This is a genomic window from Paenibacillus sp. 01T422, from assembly GCF_056398785.1.
The window spans coordinates 1-1381 of sequence record NZ_JBFTQB010001255.1 but is presented as its reverse complement, the minus strand read 5'-3'; the positions used below and the strand labels follow the sequence as shown (position 1 = coordinate 1381).

The 1381-nt window shown below is 46.8% G+C and carries 1 protein-coding gene; it reads right to left on the bottom strand.

The genetic code is table 11. The features are described from left to right. Nucleotides 1–1294 (bottom strand): protein prkA (locus AC1DUA_RS37765; RefSeq protein ID WP_477504589.1); only part of this gene is annotated, 1294 nt, incomplete at its 3' end. Nucleotides 1295–1381 lie beyond the last annotated feature (87 nt).

The window sequence follows — 1381 nt, the reverse complement described above, 5'->3', positions numbered from 1 at the left end:
CATTAATGCACTGAAGATCCTGTCTAATCAGAGCGCTCGAAATCCGATTGATGACATAACGCGGATCGATACCGCTCATGCCTTCTTCTTGGAATTCATTTTGCATTTCTTTCAGATCGGCTTCTTTGTAGCCTTCGACGACTTCGCCGTCGTACATCCGCATCTTTTTGACCAAATCCATCCCTTGCTTCTTCGTTTCCTTCAAACGCGTCAGAATGGAGAAGATCGCAGCCACACGTAACGAGTGTGGGGCTGTGTGGATGTGCGACATATCGCTCTGTCCGATGAGCTTGTAGTAAATTTTCTCTTCATCGGTTACTCGAAGGTTATACGGAATCGGCATAACAATCATCCTGGATTGCAATGCTTCATTCTTTTTATTTGCAATAAAGGATTTGTACTCGGTTTCGTTGGTATGAGCAACGATCAACTCGTCAGCGCTAATGAGCGCGAAACGCCCTGCTTTGAAATTCCCCTCCTGCGTAAGTGAAAGCAAGTTCCAGAGGAACTTCTCGTCGCACTTCAGCATTTCCTGGAACTCCATGATCCCGCGATTGGCTTTGTTGAGCTCCCCGTCGAACCGATAAGCACGCGGATCGGATTCGGAACCGAACTCCGTAATCGTCGAGAAATCGATACTTCCTGTCAGATCAGCGATATCTTGTGATTTGGGATCCGAAGGGCTGAATGTCCCGATACCGACACGACCTTCCTCTGAAACAAACACACGCTCCACCATAACGTCTTCAATGCAGCCGTTGTATTCAGTTTTCAAACGCATTTGGCACGAAGGACATAAGCTGCCTTCAATTTTCACATTTAACTCTCGCTCGATCTCGGGACGCAGTTCCATCGGAATCAGATGAAGCGGTTCCTCGTGCATCGGGCACCCTTTAATCGCGTAGACGGCCCCCAAGTCTGTTTTGGAAAACTGCTCTAATCCACGTTTTAGCATAGTCACAATTGTGGATTTACCACCGCTTACAGGACCCATTAGCAGCAAAATACGTTTACGAACATCCAATCGACGGGCAGCGGAGTGGAAATATTCTTCTACCAGCTTCTCAATCGCTCGATCCAGACCAAAAATCTCTTGGTTGAAAAATTTGTAAGACTTGTGCCCGGATTGATCATTAATCCCTTGCGAAGCAATCATATCATAGACTCTGGAATGTGCAGTTCTTGCGAGTCCAGGATTACTGCGAAGCAATTCTATGTACTCCGCGAACGTACCGGTCCAGCTCAATGCATCCTTCTCCGTACGATGCTCCGAAATTCTTTTGAATATGTCCATGGGTACCTCCTTTCACTGCTGCCTTTCAAAATATAGGTCAGCTCGTGATGGTGAATTGTGTACTACAATCCTATGCACCCACAGAAG